Genomic DNA, 19,404 nt, shown 5'->3' with positions numbered 1-19,404 from the left:
AAGCGGGTTTTGGCCGCAGGGTCAGATACCCTAGGCAACCGATGACTTCTCCTACCGGTCGCTTTGACCTCTATGTCGTCGGCTCCGGCTTTTTCGGCCTGACGATTGCCGAGCGCGTGGCGACTCAGCTCGACAAGCGTGTCCTCGTGCTCGAGCGGCGCCCGCACATCGGCGGCAACGCGTACTCCGAGCCCGAGCCGCAGACCGGCATCGAGGTGCACAAGTACGGCGCCCACCTGTTCCACACCTCCAATAAGAAGGTGTGGGACTACGTGCGGCAGTTCACCGAGTTCACCGGCTACCAGCACCGCGTGTTCGCCATGCACGGCGGCCAGGCCTACCAGTTCCCGATGGGCCTGGGCCTGGTGTCGCAGTTCTTCGGCAAGTACTTCACGCCCGACGAGGCACGCCAGCTGATCAAGGAGCAGGCCGCCGAGATCAAGCCCGAACAGGCTCAGAACTTCGAGGAGAAGGCCATCTCGCTGGTCGGCCGACCGCTCTACGAGGCCTTCCTCAAGAACTACACCGCCAAGCAGTGGCAGACCGACCCCAAGGAACTGCCGGCGAGCAACATCACCCGGCTACCGGTGCGCTACACCTTCGACAACCGCTACTTCAACGACACCTACGAGGGGTTGCCGGTCAACGGCTACACCGCGTGGCTGCAGAACATGGCCGCCGACGACCGCATCGAGGTGCGGTTGGACACCGACTGGTTCGACGTGCGCGACGGGCTGCGCGCCGAGAACCCCGACGCCCCGGTGATCTACACCGGCCCGCTGGACCGCTACTTCGACTACGTCGACGGCCGATTGGGCTGGCGCACATTGGATTTCGAGGTCGAGGTGCTCGACACCGGAGACTTCCAGGGCACCCCGGTGATGAACTACAACGACGCCGACGTGCCCTACACCCGCATCCACGAGTTCCGCCACTTCCACCCCGAGCGCACGTACCCGACCGACAAGACGGTCATCATGCGGGAATTCTCGCGGTTCGCCGAAGACGACGACGAGCCCTACTATCCGATCAACACCGAGGCCGACCGCGCCCTGTTGGCCGCCTACCGGGCCAGGGCCAAGGCCGAGACCGCATCGTCGAAGGTTCTCTTCGGCGGCCGCCTGGGCACCTACCAATACTTGGATATGCATATGGCCATTGCCAGCGCTTTGAGCATGTACGACAACGTCCTTGCGCCACACCTGCGCGACGGCGCCCCCCTGAGTGAAGAAGGTTCGCGCGCATGACCGCCGTCAGCCTGCTGTCCCGGATCATCCTGCCGCGTCCCGGCGAACCGCTGGACGTCCGCAAGCTCTACCTCGAGGAGTCGACCACCAACGCGCGCCGGGCGCACGCGACGACGCGCACCTCGCTGCAGATCGGCGCGGAGTCCGAGGTCTCGTTCGCCACCTATTTCAACGCGTTCCCGGCCAGCTATTGGCGCCGCTGGTCGATCTGCAAATCGGTGGTGCTGCGCGCCGAGCTGACCGGATCCGGCCGCGTCGACGTCTACCGGACCAAGGCCACCGGGGCGCGCATCTACATCGAGGGGCAAGCCTTCTCCGGTACCGACGACACCCCCGCCGTCGTCGAGATCGAGGTGGGCCTGCAGCCGTTCGAAGACGGCGGCTGGATCTGGTTCGACATCACCACCGACACCGCGGTCACCCTGCTCAGCGGTGGCTGGTATGCCCCCACCCCGGCACCGGGCAGAGCCAACATCGCCGTCGGCATCCCCACCTTCAACCGGCCCGCCGACTGCGCCAACGCGCTGAGCGCGCTCACCGCCGACCCCCTGGTCGACGAGGTCATCGGCGCGGTCATCGTGCCGGACCAAGGGGTGCGCAAGGTCCGGGACCATCCGGACTTCCCCGCCGCGGCGGCCCGGCTGGGCAATCGCCTCTCCATCCACGACCAGCCCAACCTCGGCGGTTCCGGCGGCTACAGCCGGGTCATGTACGAGGCGCTGAAAAACACCGACTGCCAACAGATCCTGTTCATGGACGACGACATCCGCATCGAGCCCGACTCGATCCTGCGGGTGCTGGCCATGAGCCGGTTCGCCAAGACCCCGATGCTGGTGGGCGGCCAGATGCTCAACCTGCAGGAGCCCTCGCACCTGCACATCATGGGTGAGGTGGTGGACCGGGCCAACTTCATGTGGACCGCCGCCCCGCACACCGAATACGACCACGACTTCGCCGAATACCCGCTGAACGACAAGAGCGACAAGAGCAAGCTGCTGCACCGCCGCATCGACGTCGACTACAACGGCTGGTGGACGTGCATGATCCCGCGGCAGGTCGCCGAAGAGCTCGGGCAGCCGCTGCCGCTGTTCATCAAGTGGGACGACGCCGACTACGGCCTGCGCGCCGCCGAACGCGGCTACCCGACGGTGACGCTGCCGGGCGCGGCGATCTGGCACATGGCGTGGAGCGACAAGGACGATGCCATCGACTGGCAGGCCTACTTCCACCTGCGCAACCGGCTGGTGGTCGCGGCGATGCACTGGGACGGTGACGTGTCCGGCCTGGTGCGCAGCCACCTCAAGGCGACGCTGAAACACCTTGCCTGCCTTGAGTATTCGACGGTGGCGATCCAGAACCGGGCCATCGACGACTTCCTGGCCGGCCCCGAGCACATCTTCTCGATCCTGGAATCGGCGCTGCCGGAAGTGCATCGCCTGCGCAAGCAGTACCCCGACGCGGTGGTGCTGCCCGCCGCCAGCGAGCTGCCGCCACCGGTGCACCAGAGCAAGGCGATGAAGCCGCCGGTCAACCCGATATCGATCAGCTACCGGCTGGCCCGCGGGATCCTGCACAACATGACAAAGGCCGACCCGCAAGCCCATCAGCGCCCGGAGTACAACGTGCCGACCCAGGATGCGCGCTGGTTCCGGCTGTGCATGGTCGACGGGGTCACCGTCACCACAGCCGACGGCGCCGGTGTCGTCTACCGCCAACGCGATCGCCGCAAGATGATGACGCTGCTGCTGCAGTCGTTGCGCCGGCAACGGCAGTTGGCCCGCCGGTTCGACGAAATGCGCCGCGTCTACCGCGAGGCGTTGCCCGTGCTGTCCAGCAAGCAGAAGTGGGAGACGGCCCTGCTGCCCGCCGCGGACCCGCCCACCGACAAAAAGCGAAAACATGCCTGAAGCCCCTTCCTCAGGGGCGCCGCGCGGTGAAGTGGCCGCGATGGTGGCCGTCCAGTCGGCGTTGGCCGACCGTCCCGGAGTCTTGCCCGCGGCGCGCGCCCTGTCCCACTTCGGCGAACACAGTCTCGGCTGGCTGAGCGTGTCGCTGCTCGGCGCGCTGCTGTCGGTTCGCCGGCGCCACGACTGGCTGCTGGCCGCCGCCGGCGCGCTGGCCGCGCACGCGGCCGCCGTCCTGGTCAAGCGCGTGGTGCGCCGCCGACGTCCGCATCACCCGGCCGTCGCGGTCAACGTCGGGACCCCCAGCCGGCTCAGTTTCCCGTCGGCGCACACCACCTCGACCACGGCGGCGGCGGTCCTGATGGGACGGGCCACCGGGTTGCCGCTGCCGGCCCTGCTGGTGCCGCCGATGGCGCTGTCGCGGGTGCTGGCCGGGGTGCACTACCCCAGCGACGTCGCCGCCGGTGTGGCTCTGGGCGCCGCCGTCGCCGCCGTGGCGGTCCGGGCCGACGCCCTGATCGAAGGAGGTGCGGCCGGATGAGCGAAGACGTGGTCCCGGTGACCCAGCCTCCGGGCAATCTGATCGCCGGTGTCGTCAAGGCGATCCGTCCGCGGCAGTGGGTGAAGAACGTGCTGGTCCTGGCCGCTCCGCTGGCCGCGTTGGGCGGCGGCGTCCGCTACAACTACACCGAGGTGCTGATCGAGGTCGGCGTGGCCTTCGCGGTGTTCAGCCTGGCCGCCTCGTCGATCTACCTGGTCAACGACGTGCGCGACGTGGAGGCCGACCGCGAACACCCCACCAAGAGGTTTCGCCCCATTGCGGCCGGAGTGGTGCCGGAGTGGCTGGCCTACACCCTGGCGGCCATCCTGGGCGCCGCGGCGCTGATCATCGCGTGGCTGCTGACGCCGAACCTGGCGTTGGTCATGGCGGTCTACCTGGCCATGCAGCTGGGCTACTGCTTCGGCCTCAAACACCAAGCCGTCATCGACATCTGCATCGTCTCCTCGGCGTACCTCATCCGGGCGATCGCCGGCGGCGCGGCCACCAATATCCAGCTGTCGCAATGGTTTTTGCTGACGGCGGCGTTCGGGTCGCTGTTCATGGTGGCCGGCAAGCGGTATGCCGAGCTGCAACTGGCCGAGCGCACCGGCGCGGCCATCCGCAAGTCGCTGGAGAGCTACACCAGCACCTACCTGCGCTTCGTCTGGACGATGTCGGCCACCGCGGTGGTGCTCTGCTACGGCTTGTGGGCCTTCGAACGGGATCGGCACTCCGGCTCCTGGTTCGCGGTGTCGATGGTCCCGTTCACGATCGCGATCCTGCGCTATGCGGTGGACGTCGACGGCGGACTGGCCGGGGAGCCCGAAGACATCGCGCTGCGCGACCGGGTGCTGCAACTGCTGGCGCTGGCGTGGATCGCAACAGTTGGTGCTGCCGTTGCCTTCGGCTAGCGCCACACTCAAGACGCTGCGCGCCGGTGTGCTGGTTCCCCGACGGCCGGTGGTGCGCCGGGTCAGCTGGCCCACCTTCCCGTATGACCCCTTGGTCCGCATCAGCCTGTGGAGCAGCGTGGTCGTCGTCGTGGCGCTTTTCGGCTACGGGGCATGGCAACGACGCTGGATCGCCGACGACGGACTGATCGTGCTGCGCACCGTGCGCAACCTGCTGGCCGGCAATGGGCCGGTGTTCAACCAGGGTGAGCGGGTGGAAGCCAACACCTCCACGGCCTGGACCTATTTGCTTTACGTGGCCAGCTGGGTAGGCCAGCCGATGCGGCTGGAGTACGTGGCACTGGTGATGGCGCTGACGCTGTCGCTGCTGGGCGTCGCGTTCCTCATGCTCGGCGCTGCCCGGTTGTACGCGCCCAGTCTGCGCAGCCGCCGGGCGATCATGCTGCCGGCCGGGGCGCTGGTCTACATCGCCGTGCCCCCGGCCCGCGACTTCGCCACGTCCGGGCTGGAGAGCGGGCTCGTGCTGGCCTACCTGGGCCTGCTGTGGTGGCTGATGGTCTGCTGGGCGCAGCCGCTGCGGGTGCGGCCGGAGAGCCCGGCATTCATCGGCGCCCTGGCCTTCGTCGCGGGCTGCAGCGTGCTGGTTCGCCCGGAGCTGGCGCTGATGGGCGGATTGGCGCTGATCATGATGCTGATCGCGGCCCGCGACTGGCGTCGCCGCGCGCTGATCCTGCTGGCCGGCGGGCTGCTGCCGGTGGCCTACCAGATCTTCCGGATGGGTTACTACGGGCTGCTGGTGCCGGGCACCGCGCTGGCCAAGGATGCCGCCGGGGACAAGTGGTCCCAGGGCATGATCTACCTGTCCAATTTCGACCGGCCCTACCTGCTGTGGGTGCCGCTGGTCCTGCTGGTCCCGCTGGGCATCGTGCTGATGGCCGCTCGCCGCCGACCGTCGTTCCTGCGTCCGCTGCCCGCGCCCGACTACGGCCGGCTGGCCCGCGCGGTGCAGAGCCCGCCGGCCGCGGTGGCCTTCGTGCTGGTCAGCGGGCTGCTGCAGGCGCTCTACTGGATTCGCCAGGGCGGTGACTTCATGCACGGCCGGGTGTTGCTGGCGCCGCTGTTCTGCTTGCTGGCGCCGGTCGCGGTCATTCCAGTGGTGATCCCAGACGGCAAGGACTACTCGAAAGAGACGGGCCGCTGGGTGGCCGGTGTGGTCAGCCTGCTCTGGCTGGGTGTCGCGGGATGGTCGCTGTGGGCGGCGAATTCGCCTGGAATGGGTGACGACGCGACGCACGTCACCTACTCCGGGATCGTCGACGAGCGCCGCTTCTACGCCCAGGCGACCGGGGTTGCGCACCCGCTGACCGCGGCCGACTACCTCAACTACCCGCGGATGGCCGCCGTGCTGGTCGCGATCAACAACACCCCGGAAGGCGCGCTGCTGCTGCCGTCGGGCAACTACTACCAGTGGGACCTGGTGCCGATGATCCCGCCGGGCAGCGCGCCCAACGTTCCGGCCACCCAAAAGCCGCAGCACGCGGTGTTTTTCACCAACCTGGGCATGGTCGGCATGAACGTCGGACTGGACGTCAGGGTGCTCGACCAGATCGGACTGGCCAACCCGGTGGCCGCGCACACCGAACGGCTCAAGCACGGCCGCATCGGCCACGACAAGAACCTCTTCCCGGACTGGGTGGTGGCCGACGGTCCATGGGTGAAGTGGTATCCGGGCATCCCGGCCTATCTGGACCAGCAGTGGGTGGCCGAGGCGGAATCAGCCCTGCACTGCCCGAAGACCGAGGCGGTGCTCAACTCGGTGCGCGCCCCGATGACCCCACACCGGTTCGTCTCCAACCTGGTGCACTCGTTCGAGTTCACCCAATACCGGATCGACCGGATTCCGCTCAACGAACTGATCAAGTGCGGACGACCGGTGCCCAAGACGCCGCCTACGCCACCGCGCGGGGACTGATCTTGATCGGCTGCCTCGGGGTGCGAGAAAAAATTTTTTGCCGCACCGTCCGACCAGCGCCGAAAGCCGGTCTCCGGCGTGGCGCCGACACTGACAGCAACCTCACATCTAACCCGTTACCAGCGGCCACGCGGTGCTCGGCACATGCGGAAACCGCGCTGCCGGAGGCCGTTTCGGGCGCTCGAATCGACGCCGGTTTTGGCCCGGTAAGGTCGCCAGCGACATACTCGAGGAGAGCGCGGCCACAAAGGTGTGGTTGACTACACGGGCACTGCCGAGCACTGCGCGTGCAGTTCGACCTAGTTCAGGATGCGCCCAACACATACGGATGCGCCTAAAAGAATGAGGATGAGGAAGCAAGGATGAAGCTTGTTGACAGGTTTCGTGGCGCCGTGACCGGCATGCCGCGCCGTCTCATGGTGGGTGCCGTTGGTGCGGCCCTGCTGTCGGGCCTGGTGGGTGTCGTCGGCGGATCGGCGACCGCGGGGGCGTTCTCGCGCCCGGGCCTGCCGGTCGAATACCTTCAGGTGCCCTCCGCGGCAATGGGTCGCAACATCAAGATCCAGTTCCAAAGCGGTGGTGCCAACTCGCCGGCGCTGTACCTGCTCGACGGCATGCGCGCGCAGGACGACTTCAACGGCTGGGACATCAACACCCCGGCGTTCGAGTGGTACAACCAGTCCGGCATCTCGGTCGTCATGCCCGTCGGTGGACAGTCCAGCTTCTACAGCGACTGGTACAACCCGGCCTGCGGTAAGGCCGGCTGCACCACCTACAAGTGGGAGACCTTCCTGACCAGCGAGCTCCCCGCTTACCTGTCGTCGCAGAAGGGCGTCAAGCCCACCGGTAGCGCCGCTGTCGGTCTGTCGATGGCCGGTTCCTCGGCGCTGATCCTGGCTGCCTACCACCCCAACCAGTTCATCTACGCCGGCTCGCTGTCGGCGCTGCTGGACCCCTCGCAGGGCATGGGCCCGTCGCTGATCGGTCTGGCCATGGGTGACGCCGGTGGCTACAAGGCCTCGGACATGTGGGGTCCCTCCAGCGACCCGGCGTGGCAGCGCAACGACCCGTCGCTGCAGGTCGGCAAGCTGGTCGCCAACAACACCCGCATCTGGATCTACTGCGGTAACGGCAAGCCGTCCGACCTCGGTGGCGACAACCTGCCCGCCAAGTTTCTGGAGGGCTTCGTGCGGACCAGCAACATCAAGTTCCAGGACGCCTACAACGGCGCCGGCGGTCACAACGCGGTGTTCAACTTCGACGCCAACGGCACGCACGACTGGCCGTACTGGGGCTCGCAGCTCAACGCCATGAAGGGTGACCTGCAGAGCACGCTGGGCGCCACGCCCGGCTCCGGTCCGGCCACCGCCGCTCAGGTCGGGGTCAACCAGCAGGGCACCGGCACCTAAACCGCTGGACGCGTGAAACCGCAACAAACGGCGGCGACCTCTGGTCGCCGCCGTTTGTTATTGCGCCGCAACCGTCCCTTTATCCAGTTGTGCACGGTGTGGTTAGCTACGTTGCGGGCCGGGGAGGCCGCGATACACATGGAGGTGGACATGAGGCGTCTGTCGGTCCTGGTGCGGCTGCTCTGCGTTGCCGTGCTGTCAATCGCTTTGGGCGGTATCACCGCGACCGTAGGGTCGGTGGGGAAGTCCCAGGCCGCCCCGTACGAGACGCTAATGGTGCCGTCGGGAGCGATGGGCCGCGACATCCCCGTCGCATTCCTGCCCGGCGGCCCGCACGCGGTCTACCTGCTGGACGCGGCCAACGCCGCCCCCGACGTCAGCAACTGGGTCACCGCCGGCAACGCGATGAACACGTTGGCCGGCAAGGGCATCTCGGTGGTGGCGCCCGCCGGTGGCGCGTTCAGCATGTACACCAACTGGGAGCAGGACGGCAGCAAGCAGTGGGACACCTTCCTGTCCAGCGAGCTGCCTGACTGGCTGGCCGCCAACAAGGGCCTGGCGCCCGGCGGTCACGCCGCCGTGGGGGCTTCCCAGGGCGGTTACGGCGCCATGGCGCTGGCCACCTTCCACCCCGACCGGTTCGGCTACGCCGGGTCGCTGTCCGGGTTCTTGTACCCGTCGGAAACCTTCACCAACGGCGCCATCCTGGCCGGCCTGCAGCAGTTCGGCGGCGTCGACGGCAACGGCATGTGGGGAGCCCCACAGCTGGGCCGGTGGAAGTGGCACGACCCGTGGGTGCACGCCGCGCTGCTGGCGCAGAACAACACCCGGGTGTGGGTCTACAGCCCGACCACCGACGCCGGAGACGCCGCCGCCATGATGGGTGCCGCGAGCGCCGCGATGGGCAACAGCCGCACCTTCTACCAGCAATATCGCAGCGTCGGCGGACACAACGGTCACTTCGACTTGGGCGGCGGCGACAACGGCTGGGGTTCCTGGTCGGCCCAGCTGGGCGCCATGTCGGGCGACATCGTCGGCGCCATCCGCTGAGCCCCAGCGGCCGCAGCGCGGAGGCCGTGCTCCGGCGAGCCGGTACGGTGTAGATCGAGCAGCAGAGGCGTCACTTTGTTGCGCGGGTGAGTAGGGCGCGACGGTGCGCGTTACCGATGCCCACCGGTATTCGCACACGGGACCGTACCGACGGACCTCCAACGCTGCTGGCAGGAGAAGATGGCCAAGACCGCGCGTCGTCGCAGACGCCACCGAATTCTGGCGTGGTCCGCGGCCGGTGCGATGGCCCTGGTCGTGGCCCTGGTCATCGTGGCCGGGGTGATGTTGCTGCGCCACAAGGACGCGCCGCCCAGCGCGGTGCCGCCCGGTGTGCTGACCCCAGGGCCCACCACCTCGCATCCGCACAAGCCGCGGCCGGCCTCGCAGGACGCTTCGTGCCCGGACGTGCAGCTGGTCTCGGTGCCCGGCACCTGGGAGTCGTCGCCGACCGACGATCCGCTCAACCCGACGCAGTTTCCCCGGGCGCTGCTGCTCAATGTGACCGGACCGATCGGTCAGCAATTCGGATCGTCGCGGGTGCAGACCTACACCGTGCCCTACACCGCGCAGTTCCGTAATCCGCTGTCCGCCGACAACCAGATGAGCTACAACGACAGCCGCGCCGAAGGCACCCGGGCGACGGTCCAGGCCATGACGGATATGAACAATAAGTGCCCCTTGACCAGTTACGTGATCGTCGGGTTCTCCCAAGGGGCGGTGATCGCCGGCGACGTCGCCAGTGACATCGGCAACGGCCGCGGACCCGTCGACGAGGATCTCGTGCTGGGCGTGACGGTGATCGCCGACGGCCGTCGCCAGCAGGGCGTGGGCAACTTGATCCCGCCCAACCCGCCCGGTGAAGGCGCCGAGATCACCTTGCACGAGGTGCCGGTGCTGTCCGGGTTGGGGTTGACCATGACCGGCGCGCGACCGGGCGGCTTCGGGGACCTCAACGCGCGGACCAACGAGATCTGCGCGCAGGGCGATCTGATCTGCGCCGCACCGCGCGAAGCGTTCAGCCCGGCCAACCTGCCGACCACGTTGAACACCTTGGCCGGCGGCGCCGGACAGCCGGTCCACGCGATGTATGCCACGCCGGATTTCTGGAGTTCGGATGGGCAGTCAGCCACGGAATGGACGTTGAATTGGGCCCACGGTCAGGTGGACAAGGCGCCGCACCCCAAACACGGTTGACCAAGCAGTCAGACACAGCCTCGGCTGCGGCGATTGTCACTCAAACGGCGGTACCTTGTGATTTGGTGTGCCGCGCACGGCCCCTTAACATTAAGAGACTTTTAAGAGCATGTGGTTGGCCCGGTCGGGTCGAGGTAGGCAACGACGGACGCTCACGTGGGAGAGCGCCGGTCGGGGCGGCCGCGCGTAGAAGTAGATGTCGGTATAGCCGGCGACCAGAGATGTTCTGACAGGAGAGAGCGGCATGGCGTACCACAACCCATTCATCGTGAATGGAAAGATCAGGTTCCCGGACAACACGAACCTGGTCAAGCACGTTGAGAAGTGGGCGAGGGTCCGTGGCGACAAGCTGGCCTACCGGTTCATCGACTTCTCCACCGAGCGCGACGGCGTGGCCCGCGACATCTCCTGGGCGGACTTCGGGGCGCGCAACCGCGCCGTCGGCGCCCGGCTGCAGCAGGTGACCCAGCCCGGTGACCGCATCGCCATCCTCTGCCCGCAGAACCTGGACTACCTCATCTCCTTCTTCGGCACCCTGTACTCCGGCCGCATCGCCGTGCCGCTGTTCGACCCGGGCGAGCCTGGCCACGTCGGCCGGTTGCACGCCGTGCTCGACGACTGCACCCCGACCACGATCCTGACCACCACCGACGCCGCCGAAGGGGTGCGCAAGTTCATCCGCAGCCGCTCGGCCAAGGAGCGCCCGCGCATCATCGCCGTCGACGCGGTGCCCAACGAGGTCGCCTCCACCTGGGAAGAGCCGCAAGCCAACCAGGACACCATCGCCTACCTGCAGTACACGTCGGGCTCCACCCGCACGCCCACCGGTGTGCAGATCACCCACCTGAACCTGCCCACCAACGTGCTGCAGGTGCTGGTCGGACTCGAGGGCAAGGAAGGTGACCGCGGCCTGTCCTGGCTGCCGTTCTTCCACGACATGGGTCTGATCACCGCACTGCTGTCGCCGGTGCTCGGCCACAACTTCACCTTCATGACGCCGGCCGCGTTCGTGCGCCGCCCCGGCCGGTGGATCCGGGAGATGGCCCGCAAGCCCGAGGACGGCCCGGACACCGAGGTGTTCACCGTCGCGCCGAACTTCGCCTTCGAGCACGCCGCGCTGCGTGGCGTGCCCAAGGACGGCGAGCCGCCGCTGGACCTGAGCAACGTCAAGGCCATCCTCAACGGCAGCGAGCCGGTGTCGCCGGCCTCGATGCGCAAGTTCTACGACGCCTTCGCGCCCTACGGTCTGCGCGAGACGGCGATCAAGCCGTCCTACGGTCTGGCCGAGGCGACGCTGTTCGTCTCCACCACGCCGATGGACGAGGCGCCGACGATCATCCATGTCGACCGCGACGAGCTCAACAACCAACGCTTCGTCGAGGTGCCCGCCGATGCCCCCAATGCCGTCGCGCAGGTGTCGGCCGGCGTCATCGGCGTCGACGAGTGGGCGGTCATCGTCGACCCCGACACGGCCAGCGAGTTGCCGGACGGCCACATCGGCGAGATCTGGTTGCACGGACAGAACCTGGGCACCGGCTACTGGGGGAAGGAGGCCGAGACCTCCGAGACCTTCAAGAACATCCTCAAGTCGCGGATCAGCCAGTCGCACGCCGAAGGCGCCGCCGACGACGGGCTGTGGGTGCGCACCGGTGACTACGGCACTTACTACAAGGGCCACCTCTATATTGCGGGCCGCATCAAGGACCTGGTCATCATCGACGGCCGCAACCACTACCCGCAGGACCTCGAGTACTCGGCGCAGGAAGCCAGCCGGGCGCTGCGGACCGGCTATGTGGCGGCCTTCTCCGTCCCGGCCAACCAATTGCCGCAGGTGGTGTTCGACAACCCGCACACCGGGCTGAACTACGACGCCGAGGACACCTCCGAGCAGCTGGTGATCGTGGCCGAGCGGGCCGCCGGAACGCACAAGCTCGACTACCAACCCATCGCCGACGACATCCGGGCCGCCATCGCGGTGCGCCACGGCGTCACCGTCCGTGACCTGCTGCTGGTGCAGGCCGGAACGATTCCCCGTACCTCCAGTGGAAAGATCGGCCGCCGCGCGTGCCGTGCCGCCTACATCGACGGCAGCCTGCGCAGCGGCATCGGATCGCCGACTGCCTTCGCTACCGAATCGAGCTAGAACCCACCACCATGGCTGATACAGACGCTGATCCTCAGGAGAACGCACCCGCCAAGAAGACCGAGATGCGCGCCGGCGACGATGCAGAGCGAAGCGATGCGGAGAAGCGGCGCATAACGACGGTCCCCGAGATGCGCGAGTGGCTGCGCAACTGGGTGGGCAAGGCCACCGGCCAGTCCCCGGACAAGATCGACGAGTCGGTGCCCATGGTGGAGCTGGGCCTGTCGTCGCGCGACGCGGTGGCGATGGCCGCCGACATCGAAGATCTGACCGGCGTCACGCTGTCGGTCGCGGTGGCGTTCCAGCATCCGACCATCGAGTCGCTGGCCACCCGAATCATCGAAGGTGAGCCGGAACGAGTCGACGACGGCAGCTTCGACGACGCCGACTGGTCCCGCAAGGGCCCGGCCGAACGCGTCGACATCGCGATCGTCGGCCTGTCCACCCGCCTGCCCGGCGACATGAACACCCCCGACGAGACGTGGCAGGCGCTGCTGGAAGGCCGCGACGCGATCACCGACCTGCCCGAGGGCCGCTGGTCGGAGTTCCTCGAAGAGCCGCGGCTGGCCGCGCGCATCAACTCCGCGCGCACCCGCGGCGGCTACCTGAAGGACATCAAGGGCTTCGACTCCGAGTTCTTCGCCGTCGCCAAGACCGAAGCCGACAACATCGACCCGCAGCAGCGGATGGCGCTGGAGCTGACCTGGGAGGCGCTCGAGCACGCCCGCATCCCCGCGTCCAGCCTGCGCGGCGAGTCCGTCGGCGTGTACGTCGGCGTCTCCAACAACGACTACAGCTTCCTGGCGGTGTCCGACCCGACCGTCGCGCACCCGTACGCCATCACCGGCACCGCGACCTCCATCATCGCCAACCGGGTGTCGTACTTCTACGACTTCCGCGGTCCGTCGGTCGCCGTCGACACCGCCTGCTCCAGCTCGCTGGTCGCCATCCACCAGGCCGTGCAGGCGCTGCGCAACGGCGAAGCCGACGTCGCGGTCGCCGGTGGGGTCAACGCGCTGATCACCCCGGTGGTGACGTTGGGCTTCGACGAGATCGGCCAGGTGCTCTCACCCGACGGCCGGATCAAGTCGTTCTCCTCCGACGCCGACGGCTACACCCGCTCCGAGGGCGGCGGCATGCTGGTCCTCAAGCGCGTCGACGACGCCCGCCGCGACGGTGACCAGATCCTGGCCGTCATCGCCGGCAGCGCGGTCAACCACGACGGGCGGTCCAACGGTCTGATCGCGCCCAACCAGGACGCGCAGGCCGACGTGCTGCGCCGGGCCTACAAGGACGCCGGCATCGACCCGCGCACCGTGGACTACATCGAGGCGCACGGCACCGGGACCGTCCTGGGTGACCCGATCGAGGCCGAGGCGCTGGGCCGCGTCGTCGGCCGGGGGCGTCCCGCGGATCGTCCGGCCCTGCTGGGCGCGGTCAAGACCAATGTCGGCCACCTGGAGTCGGCGGCCGGCGCGGCCAGCATGGCCAAGGTGGTGCTGGCGCTGCAGCACGACAAGTTGCCGCCGTCGATCAACTACGCGGGGCCCAGCCCGTACATCGACTTCGACGCGATGCGGCTGAAGGTCGTCGACCAGGCCACCGATTGGCCGCGCTACGGCGGTTATGCGCTGGCCGGGGTGTCGAGCTTCGGCTTCGGCGGCGCCAACGCGCACCTGGTGGTGCGCGAGGTCCTGCCACGTGACGTGATCGAGCGGGAGCCCGAGCCGCAGGACGAGCCGGCCGCCCCGCAGGTCCCGGTGGTGTCCGCCGGCGCCGACCTGGCCGAGGGCCAAGCGCACTCGCTGCGGTTCGACGAGTTCGGCGAGATCATCACCGACGACCTGGTCGCCGAGGAAGAGCAGTACGAGCTGCCCGGCGTCACCGAGGAGGCGCTGCGGCTCAAGGCCGCCGCGCTCGAGGAACTCGCCGCCCAAGAGCCGGCCCCGCCGGTCATTGCGCTGGCCGTCTCGGCGTTCCTGACCTCCCGCAAGAAGGCCGCCGCCGCGGAGTTGGCCGACTGGATGGAGAGCCCCGAGGGGCAGGCGTCGTCGCTGGAGTCGATCGGCCGGGCGCTGTCGCGGCGCAACCACGGCCGTTCGCGTGCCATCGTGCTGGCGCACGACCACGAGGAGGCGATCAAGGGTCTGCGCGCGATCGCCGAGGGCAAGCAGCGGCCCGGGGTGTTCAGCACCGACGGGCCGGTGACCAACGGCCCGGTGTGGGTGCTGGCCGGCTTCGGCGCCCAGCACCGCAAGATGGGCAAGAGCCTTTACCTGCGCAACGAAGTCTTCGCCGAGTGGATCGAGAAGGTCGACGCGCTGGTCCAGGACGAGCTGGGTTATTCGGTGCTCGAGCTGATCCTGGACGACTCGCAGGACTACGGCATCGAGACCACGCAGGTCACCATCTTCGCGATCCAGATCGCGCTCGGTGAGCTGCTCAAGCACCACGGCGCCAAACCCGCCGCCGTGGTCGGCCAGTCCCTGGGCGAGGCCGCGTCGGCGTACTTCGCCGGCGGCCTCTCGCTGCAGGACGCCACGCGCACCATCTGCTCGCGCTCGCACCTGATGGGTGAGGGCGAGGCGATGCTGTTCGGCGAGTACATCCGGCTGATGGCGCTGGTCGAATACTCCGCCGAAGAGATCAAGACGGTGTTCGCCGACTTCCCGGACCTGGAAGTGTGCGTCTACGCCGCCCCCACCCAGACCGTCATCGGCGGCCCGCCCGAGCAGGTGGACGCGATCATCGCCCGCGCGGAATCCGAGGGCAAGTTCGCCCGCAAATTCCAGACCAAGGGCGCCAGCCACACCACCCAGATGGACCCGCTGCTCGGCGAACTGGCCGCCGAACTGCAGGGCATCAAGCCGATGAGCCCGACCGCCGGCATCTACTCGACCGTGCACGAGGGCCGCTACATCAAGCCGGGCAGCGAGCCCATCCACGACGTCGACTACTGGAAGAAGGGGCTGCGCCACAGCGTCTACTTCACCCACGGCATCCGCAACGCCGTCGACAGTGGGCACACCACCTTCGTCGAACTCGCGCCCAACCCGGTGGCGCTGATGCAGGTGGGTCTGACCACGGCGGCGGCCGGGTTACACGATGCCCAGCTGATCCCGACGCTGGCCCGCAAGCAAGACGAGGTCGAGTCGATGGTCTCCACCATGGCTCAGCTCTTCGTCTACGGCCACGACCTGGACATCCGGACGCTGTTCACCCGCGCCCAGGGACCCGAGGACTACGCGAACATCCCGCCGACCCGGTTCAAGCGCAAAGAACACTGGCTGGACGCGCACTTCGCCGGCGACGCCGCGGTGATCATGCCCGGTACCCACGTCGCGCTGCCGGACGGTCGCCACGTCTGGGAGTATGCGCCGCGGGACGGCCAGACGGACCTGGCCGCGCTGGTGCGGGCCGCCGCCGAACAGGTGTTGTCCGATGCGCAGCTGACCGCCGCCGAGCAGCGTGCGGTGCCCGGCGAGGGCGCCCGGTTGGTGACGACGATGACTCGCCACCCCGGTGGTGCCTCGGTGCAGGTGCACGCCCGCATCGACGAGTCGTTCACGCTGGTCTACGACGCGCTGGTGACCCGGGCGGGTCAGCAGTCGGTGCTGCCGACCGCGGTCGGCGCCGGTACGGCTGTTGCCACTCCGGCGGTGGCCACCCCGGCTCCGGCGGCGCCAGAGCAGCCCGCCGAGGACCCCGCCGCCGAGACCCTGACCGACAGCCTGACCAACCGGTATTTCTCGGCCAGCATGGGCAAATGGTCGCCGGACTCGGGCGAGACCATCGCCGAGCGCCTGGGCCTGATCGTCGGCTCCGCCATGGGCTACGAGCCCGAGGACCTGCCGTGGGAGGTGCCGCTGATCGAACTCGGCCTGGACTCGCTGATGGCGGTGCGGATCAAGAACCGCGTGGAGTACGACTTCGACCTGCCGCCGATTCAGCTGACCGCGGTGCGCGACGCCAACCTCTACAACGTCGAGAAGCTGATCGAGTACGCGGTCGAGCACCGGGACGAGGTGCAGCAGCTGCACGAGCACCAGAAGACGCAGACGGCCGAGGAGATCGCCCGGGCCCAGGCCGAGTTGGTCAGCGGCGCATCGGCGGCTTCGCTGGTGGCGCCCGCCCCGGATCCGCAGGCCGAGCCGGAGACCCAAGCCGAGCCGCAGGAGCAGTCCGCCGCGCCGCCGGCGTCGGACATCCCGATTCCGCCACCGCCGACGGACCCACGCGGCCCCGCGGGCTCCAACGGCAGCGCCGAGCAGCGCAACGGCACCGCGGATCTGAAGGGTGCCGCCGAGGCGCTCAACTCCGAAGCCGTCGCCAAAGCGCTGAACTCCGACGTGCCCCCGCGCGACGCCGCCGAGCGGGTCACGTTCGCCACCTGGGCGATCGTCACCGGCAAGTCCGCCGGCGGCATCTTCAACCCGCTGCCCAAGGTGGACGAGGCCACCGCCACCAAGATGGCGCAGCGGCTATCCGAGCGCGCCGAAGGACCCATCACCGCCGAGGACGTGCTGACGTCGAAGAACATCGAGGAGTTGGCCGACAAGGTGCGCGGCTACCTCGAGGCCGGTGTGGTCGACGGGTTCGTCCGCACCCTGCGGCCCCGGCAAGAGGGCAGCTCGAAGATTCCCGTTTTCGTCTTCCACCCGGCGGGTGGGTCGACGGTGGTGTACGAGCCGCTGCTGAGCCGGCTGCCCGCGGACACGCCGATGTACGGCTTCGAGCGGGTCGAAGGCACGATCGAAGAGCGTGCCGAGCAGTACGTGCCGAAGCTGATCGAGATGCAGGGCGACGGGCCCTACATCCTGGTGGGCTGGTCGCTGGGCGGGGTGCTGGCCTACGCATGCGCGATCGGGCTCAAGCGGCTGGGCAAGGACGTCCGGTTCGTCGGGCTGATCGACGCCGTGCGTGCGGGTGAGGAGATCCCGCAGACCAAGGAGGAGATCCGCAAGCGCTGGGAGCGCTACGCGCGGTTCGCCGAGAAGACCTTCAACGTCACCATTCCCGAGATCCCTTACGAGCATCTCGAGCAGCTCGACGACGAAGGCCAGGTCCGGTTCGTGCTGGAGGCGGTCAGTCAGAGCGGGGTGGAGATCCCGGCCGGGATCATCGAACACCAGCGCACGTCGTACCTGGACAACCGCGCCATCGACACCGCGCAGATCCAGCCCTACGACGGGCATGTCACCCTCTACATGGCCGATCGATACCATGACGACGCGATCATGTTCGAGCCGCGGTACGCCGTTCGCCAACCGGACGGCGGCTGGGGCGAGTACGTCTCCGACCTCGAGGTCGTGCCGATCGGTGGCGAGCACATCCAGGCCATCGACGAGCCGATCATCTCCAAGGTGGGGGCACACATGACCCAAGCGTTGGCACAGGTTGAGGCCGAGGCAGCAGCCGGACACGTCAAAAGTTAGGTAGGCAACCAGTGACAGCCGTAGAGCCGTCTCGCGCCCACACGACAGCTGAGAAGCTGGCCGAGCTACGCGCTCGCTTGGAGCTGGCCAAGGAGCCGGGTGGCGAGAAGGCCGCCGCCAAACGCGACAAGAAGGGCATCCCGAGTGCCCGGGCCCGCGTGCATGCGCTGGTCGACCCGGGCAGCTTCTTCGAGATCGGTGCGCTGTGCAAGACCCCCGGTGACCCCAATGCGCTGTACGGCGACGGCGTGGTCACCGGACACGCGCTGATCGACGGCCGCCCGGTCGGGGTGTTCTCCCACGACCAGACGGTGTTCCAGGGTTCGGTCGGGGAGATGTTCGGCCGCAAGGTCGCCCGGCTGATGGAGTGGTGCGCGATGGTCGGCTGCCCGATCGTCGGTATCCAGGACTCCGGTGGGGCTCGCATCCAGGATGCGGTCACCTCGCTGGCGTGGTACGCCGAGCTGGGCCAACGTCATGAGGCGCTATCGGGAGTGGTGCCGCAGATCTCCCTGATCTTCGGCAAATGCGCTGGGGGCGCGGTCTATTCGCCGATCCAGGACGACTTGCTGGTTTCGGTGCGCGACCAGGGCTACTTCTTCGTCACCGGTCCCGACGTGATCCGCGAAGTCACCGGCGAAGAGGTCACCCTCGACGAACTCGGCGGCTCCGACGCCCAAGCCCGCTACGGCAACATCCACCACGTGGTGGACTCGGAAGCCGAGGCGTTCCAGTACGTGCGGGAATTCCTGTCGTTTCTGCCGTCCAACTGCTTCAGCACGCCGCCGGTCATCAATCCTGGGCTGGAACCGGAGGTCACCCCGACCGACCTGGAACTGGACTCGATCGTGCCGGACTCCGACAACGCGGCCTACGACATGCACGAGATCTTGCTGCGCATCTTCGACGACGGCGACTTCCTGGAAGTCGCCGCGCAGCACGGCCCGTCGATCATCACCGGGTATGCCCGGGTCGACGGGCGCCCGGTCGGCGTGATCGCCAACCAGCCGATGCACATGTCCGGGGCGATCGACAACGAGGCCTCCGACAAGGCCGCGCGGTTCATCAGGTTCTGCGATTCGTTCCAGATCCCGCTGGTGTTCGTGGTGGACACCCCCGGTTTCCTGCCCGGTGCCGAGGAGGAGAAGCGGGGCATCATCAAGCGCGGCGGCCGGTTCCTGTACTCCGTGGTCGAGGCCGACGTGCCGAAGGTGACGATCACCATCCGCAAGTCCTACGGCGGCGCGTACGCGGTGATGGGCTCGCGGCAGCTGACGGCCGACTTCAACTACGCCTGGCCCACCGCGCGCATCGCGGTGATCGGCGCCGAGGGAGCCGCGCAGTTGCTGATGAAGCGCTTCCCGGACCCCACCACGCCCGAGGCGCAGCAGATCAAGAAGGACTTCATCGAGGGCTACAACCTCAATATGGCGATCCCGTGGACCGCCGCCGAGCGCGGATTCATCGACGCGGTGATCGATCCGCACCAAACCCGGCTGCTCATCCGCCGGTCCATGCACCTGCTGCGAGACAAGCAGCAGTGGTGGCGGGTGGGCCGCAAGCACGGCCTGATCCCGGTCTAGGTCGTCGTTTGGGCG

At 68.1% G+C, this 19,404-nt stretch carries 11 protein-coding genes; all 11 read left to right on the top strand.

Going from position 1 to position 19,404, the window contains the following annotated elements:
- The first annotated feature begins 41 nt into the window (after window positions 1-41).
- Window positions 42-1,247 (top strand): UDP-galactopyranose mutase, encoded by a 1,206-nt coding sequence (gene glf, locus I2456_RS27465; RefSeq protein ID WP_085074897.1) that lies wholly within the window; start codon window positions 42-44, stop codon window positions 1,245-1,247.
- On the top strand, window positions 1,244-3,154 hold the full coding sequence (locus I2456_RS27460; protein ID WP_068034113.1) for a glycosyltransferase: 1,911 nt from the start codon (window positions 1,244-1,246) through the stop codon (window positions 3,152-3,154). The genes glf and I2456_RS27460 overlap by 4 nt, the downstream gene beginning before the upstream one ends.
- On the top strand, window positions 3,147-3,692 hold the full coding sequence (locus tag I2456_RS27455; protein WP_085074898.1) for a phosphatase PAP2 family protein: 546 nt from the start codon (window positions 3,147-3,149) through the stop codon (window positions 3,690-3,692). The genes I2456_RS27460 and I2456_RS27455 overlap by 8 nt, the downstream gene beginning before the upstream one ends.
- Window positions 3,689-4,603 carry a decaprenyl-phosphate phosphoribosyltransferase gene (locus tag I2456_RS27450; RefSeq protein ID WP_068157872.1) on the top strand — a complete coding sequence of 305 codons (915 nt, stop codon included), beginning with the start codon at window positions 3,689-3,691 and terminating at the stop codon, window positions 4,601-4,603. Before I2456_RS27455 ends, I2456_RS27450 begins: the two co-directional genes overlap by 4 nt.
- Window positions 4,584-6,575, top strand: a complete 1,992-nt coding sequence (gene aftB, locus I2456_RS27445) for a terminal beta-(1->2)-arabinofuranosyltransferase (RefSeq protein ID WP_371869963.1) — start codon at window positions 4,584-4,586, stop codon at window positions 6,573-6,575. The genes I2456_RS27450 and aftB overlap by 20 nt, the downstream gene beginning before the upstream one ends.
- Before the next feature lie 362 nt (window positions 6,576-6,937).
- Entirely contained in the window at window positions 6,938-7,984 is a 1,047-nt protein-coding gene (ag85A, locus tag I2456_RS27440) for a diacylglycerol acyltransferase/mycolyltransferase Ag85A (protein WP_068034119.1), read from the top strand.
- A 150-nt stretch (window positions 7,985-8,134) separates the two neighbouring features.
- On the top strand, window positions 8,135-9,034 hold the full coding sequence (locus I2456_RS27435) for an esterase family protein (protein ID WP_085074953.1): 900 nt from the start codon (window positions 8,135-8,137) through the stop codon (window positions 9,032-9,034).
- 180 nt (window positions 9,035-9,214) lie between these two features.
- Entirely contained in the window at window positions 9,215-10,228 is a 1,014-nt protein-coding gene (gene culp6, locus I2456_RS27430) for a carboxylesterase Culp6 (RefSeq protein WP_085074899.1), read from the top strand.
- Window positions 10,229-10,472: 244 nt separating this feature from the next.
- Entirely contained in the window at window positions 10,473-12,371 is a 1,899-nt protein-coding gene (fadD32, locus tag I2456_RS27425) for a long-chain-fatty-acid--AMP ligase FadD32 (protein ID WP_068157863.1), read from the top strand.
- An 11-nt stretch (window positions 12,372-12,382) separates the two neighbouring features.
- The gene (gene pks13 / locus I2456_RS27420) at window positions 12,383-17,806 is read left to right on the top strand and encodes a polyketide synthase Pks13 (protein WP_085074900.1); all 5,424 of its coding nucleotides are present in this window, start codon (window positions 12,383-12,385) and stop codon (window positions 17,804-17,806) included.
- Window positions 17,807-17,817: 11 nt separating this feature from the next.
- Entirely contained in the window at window positions 17,818-19,389 is a 1,572-nt protein-coding gene (locus I2456_RS27415) for an acyl-CoA carboxylase subunit beta (protein ID WP_068157654.1), read from the top strand.
- Window positions 19,390-19,404: the final 15 nt, after the last annotated feature.

It is taken from the genome of Mycobacterium kubicae, assembly GCF_015689175.1.
Lineage (GTDB): Bacteria > Actinomycetota > Actinomycetes > Mycobacteriales > Mycobacteriaceae > Mycobacterium > Mycobacterium kubicae.
This window is presented reverse-complemented; position numbering and strand designations above follow the sequence as displayed.